This window comes from Alkalihalobacillus deserti, assembly GCF_020734105.1.
Classification (GTDB): Bacteria; Bacillota; Bacilli; order Bacillales; family Bacillaceae_D; genus Halalkalibacter; species Halalkalibacter deserti.
This window is the reverse complement of the sequence record NZ_JAJAFR010000053.1, coordinates 1-3,999: the sequence shown is the minus strand read 5'-3', so window position 1 is coordinate 3,999 and position 3,999 is coordinate 1. Positions and strand designations below refer to the sequence as shown.

The window sequence follows — 3,999 nt, the reverse complement described above, 5'->3', positions numbered from 1 at the left end:
CCTTTAGTTGAACAAGAACAACTAAAAGTCTTGTCCAACGATAATTTTCCAGTCTTCATCTTGTTTTTGGATTGGGAATGTAAGTTCATTTATGTTCCCATCAGAAGAGATTTCAACAGTAGCCTCAAATTCAGTTTCACTAATTTCCTTAATCTCTACTATTTTTGTATCAGTAATTTCTTCCTCAATATTTGAATACTGTTTCTTTTGTTCCTCTTTATTAGGAAACCTTAAATCATCAGTGTATTTTACCATAGCTGATATATCCTTGGACTCTAAAGCCTCTAGATAACTATTTACAAGCTCAGTGACTTTCTCATCATTTGTTAAACTTGCTTCCGATGAACAGCCAGATAAAATTATTAATATTAAAACTACCGAAACCATTAACTTTCTCATTCTAAACATCTCCTTATAATATTCTGCTATGTAAAATTGTACCATAACTCCCCTTCGATTAACCCGCAACTATTATTTGACAGAAAAAAAGCATTACCGATGTTCCAGTAATGCTACCTCATAGGGATTGTTAAACTTATTAAAATCAGTTTTATTAGTTGTGTAACAATGGCTTGAATTCCGACCTATGTTCAATTATCCGCTCCAATGCAAAAAAGGACTCGGAGAGTAATCCAAGCCCTTAAAGATTTGTTGTTAAAGATAAGCACCCTTTAGTGCAACAACGATGCTATATTAGTTTTAGTCTCCAGCTATATGGACTTCATTTATATCTGACCTTGAAATCTGTTTAATTAGTTCTTCATATTCGGTCAGTTTATGAACCGAAATGAATGATTTATAATTATTAAGATCTGATATTAAATTAGTTAGCCTCTCTCCTGAAAATGTTTCATCGGTTAAATAATAATCACTTAATTTTCTAAGCTCTAAATAACTACGCCACATTAGGTTCGAACTAAATATTTCATTATGGAGACCTTCTGTTATTTCAAAGAGGTTGAGTTTTCTACCGTCACGATTGTATAAGACTACATCAAACCCCATGTAAAGCTTCACCTCACTCTTAAACTCTTGCACCCTTTACTTGAATAAGGTAATTATTCCTTTAAAGCTCCTTCAAATCTGACATCATACCATTCATCATATTCAACCATTGAATTTGCTATCTTTATTAACTCTTCTTTTCTTTCTTCCAATGACTTCTCGACAGTATTATAAAGAACTATATAATAAATACCTTCCTTCGAAAATCTTAAATCAACATAGTTACTGTCGCTTTCAAGATAATAAAAATAACCATCTGTTTTTTCATCAAGTTTTATCTTTTTTTTGTTTTCATGGTTATCCCAAGACTTATCCTTATAGTTGGCAATTTTTAGATATAAAGCACCTGTTCCTTCTTCTATACCGTCTTGCAGAAATTTCTTTGAGAAACTCACTGACACCTCAGTTAAATCTGAATTTGCTATTATAGCATGAGGTTCCCATAAGTGAGCAGTTCCACCAGCTATCGGAATATGTACAGGTAATTGTGCTTTAAAAGGAACTGCATCTAAAAGTATTTCGTAAGATGGAAAAACATATGAAGCTCCACCATCGGGATTTTCACCCATAGTTTTTAAAATAGAAGTATCTAATTTATCATTTCCACTAGAACATCCAACAACTCCTAAAAAAACAATGCTACCTATAAGGATTATTAGTTTTTTCAAAAAAACACCCCCTAATAACTGTAAAATCACCTATTCAATCCTATGTTTAAAAAGGGACAAACATGAGGGTTATCTTACTACCTTTTAAGTTTAACACTAATTTCCTATTTGTTGACATAGAAAAAACGTCCCTTACTAAAGGAACGCTTACCTTTAGTTGAACAAGAACAACTAAAAGTCTTGTCCAACGATAATTTTCCAGTCTTCATCTTGTTTTTGGATTGGGAATGTAAGTTCATTTATGTTCCCATCAGAAGAGATTTCAACAGTAGCCTCAAATTCAGTTTCACTAATTTCCTTAATCTCTACTATTTTTGTATCAGTAATTTCTTCCTCAATATTTGAATACTGTTTCTTTTGTTCCTCTTTATTAGGAAACCTTAAATCATCAGTGTATTTTACCATAGCTGATATATCCTTGGACTCTAAAGCCTCTAGATAACTATTTACAAGCTCAGTGACTTTCTCATCATTTGTTAAACTTGCTTCCGATGAACAGCCAGATAAAATTATTAATATTAAAACTACCGAAACCATTAACTTTCTCATTCTAAACATCTCCTTATAATATTCTGCTATGTAAAATTGTACCATAACTCCCCTTCGATTAACCCGCAACTATTATTTGACAGAAAAAAAGCATTACCGATGTTCCAGTAATGCTACCTCATAGGGATTGTTAAACTTATTAAAATCAGTTTTATTAGTTGTGTAACAATGGCTTGAATTCCGACCTATGTTCAATTATCCGCTCCAATGCGAAAAAGGACTCGGAGAGTAATCCAAGCCCTTAAAGATTTGTTGTTAAAGATAAGCATCCGTTAGTCCAATAAAGTTACTTTCCATGCACTTAAACCAGGAGGGTCAGAAAGAAATGCTAATGGTTTAAAATCAGCTTTTATTTTATCTCCTATTTCTAACTCACTAAAATCTATTTCGTCACCTGATGTGTTTACTATCTGTACATACATCAAACTTAATGTTGCTCGTTTATAGCTAGGATTTAATAACTTATTGCTTTCAATCCAAACTGATGTTTCTATTTCATTTCCTACAATTGTAAATATTTCTTCCTTATTTAACTCTACAAATATAAATAAGAGTCCAATTACTATTAGTAAAGCAAGAATAGAACGGAATAAATACGTTTTCATTAACTCACCCCAATATAAACCTTCTCTATTACAACGATAATGCAAGGAACTGTAAAACATCTCTCCTGTTTCACTATCCTGCTCCGTTTGTGCAATATGATTTCCCTACTCACGTTGTATAATCATAACTATATATACAATTAATACCAATACTAATTATACACGATTTATAGCCTTAGACTGCTAATACATACTAATTAATTGTATTTAGTTACTAATTACCAAGGAAAATAAACTGGTAAACAACCTTCACACAATGGTAAATTCCTTGTCTTTCAGTGGTAAGAACTATGTCACTAGTGGTACATTTCGTTGGCTGTAATCAAGTTGCAACAAAATCTTAGATAACTACCTCTACTGGTTCGGTATTCTTGAATTAAACTAGAAAATTGCTTTTAAAGAAAAGGTGAACGCTATGTTGTTTGGTGCGTGTAAAATTCAAATTATAAGACGGTAAAGATGTTAAAAAAAACATTAAAAAGCAACACAAAAAAGGAACGAATTGTTCCTTTTATCTAGTCTTTACGTGTCTCTATCTTCAATACTTGGGATTGGTCTTAAATAATCGTCCACTTCATCCATATCGGAAGTCTGTAACAAAACGCCAGTGTTATCTAACAGAATAAAAGTTGGAAATGTATCTATGTTTAGAACTTCAATTTCTTCTTGGGCATGTTCTTTTTTCTTAACACCGAAAGTATGCAGCTTTTCAAGTTGAAGTTCAACGTTCATCGTATCATAGACTTCGTATTGATATTGAAGATTTTCATCTTCTGTTTTCTCTCTTTCTGACTCTACAGGAATCCTTCCATCAGGGAAATCAAAATAGGCGTACATATGATACTGATTTTCTTCAGAAGGTTTTAACTGTCCAACTACCTTTAGTTCATTCATTCTATCTAAATTCCCCCCGAAAGAGCAACCTGATAATACAAATAAACTAAAAGCCAAGAAATATAGGGTTTTCAAAGCAATCACAACCTTTGTATTTGAACTATTAGATTAGTTTTATTATACAATAAATTACTAATTATCGTATTGATACGTAAGCCCGAATTATAAAAAATAAGCGCACCTTACCGGTACGCATGACAAATAGCCGTATATCACGACTTTTTTAATCGAATATACGGCTTATTTTATTTTCTGTTACATGTTTCTTGGATCTTTTT

General features: G+C 32.1%; 6 protein-coding genes. All 6 read right to left on the bottom strand.

Annotated features, from left to right (window positions below; all coding sequences use genetic code 11):
• Positions 1 to 21: 21 nt before the first annotated feature.
• Entirely contained in the window at positions 22 to 399 is a 378-nt protein-coding gene (locus tag LDX58_RS25455; RefSeq protein ID WP_227940423.1) for an outer membrane protein assembly factor BamD, read from the bottom strand.
• Positions 400 to 699: 300 nt separating this feature from the next.
• Positions 700 to 1,005 carry a hypothetical protein gene (locus LDX58_RS25450; protein ID WP_227940459.1) on the bottom strand — a complete coding sequence of 102 codons (306 nt, stop codon included), beginning with the start codon at positions 1,003 to 1,005 and terminating at the stop codon, positions 700 to 702.
• 53 nt (positions 1,006 to 1,058) lie between these two features.
• Complete coding sequence (locus tag LDX58_RS25445) at positions 1,059 to 1,673, bottom strand: hypothetical protein (RefSeq protein ID WP_227940458.1); 615 nt, start codon at positions 1,671 to 1,673, stop codon at positions 1,059 to 1,061.
• Positions 1,674 to 1,844: 171 nt separating this feature from the next.
• A complete protein-coding gene (locus LDX58_RS25440; RefSeq protein WP_227940423.1) occupies positions 1,845 to 2,222 on the bottom strand; it encodes an outer membrane protein assembly factor BamD in 378 nt (125 codons plus the stop codon).
• 272 nt (positions 2,223 to 2,494) lie between these two features.
• Positions 2,495 to 2,827 carry a hypothetical protein gene (locus LDX58_RS25435; RefSeq protein WP_227940457.1) on the bottom strand — a complete coding sequence of 111 codons (333 nt, stop codon included), beginning with the start codon at positions 2,825 to 2,827 and terminating at the stop codon, positions 2,495 to 2,497.
• Between the two features lie 522 nt (positions 2,828 to 3,349).
• Positions 3,350 to 3,721: a hypothetical protein gene (locus tag LDX58_RS25430; RefSeq protein WP_227940456.1), complete on the bottom strand. Its 372-nt coding sequence runs from the start codon at positions 3,719 to 3,721 to the stop codon at positions 3,350 to 3,352.
• Positions 3,722 to 3,999 lie beyond the last annotated feature (278 nt).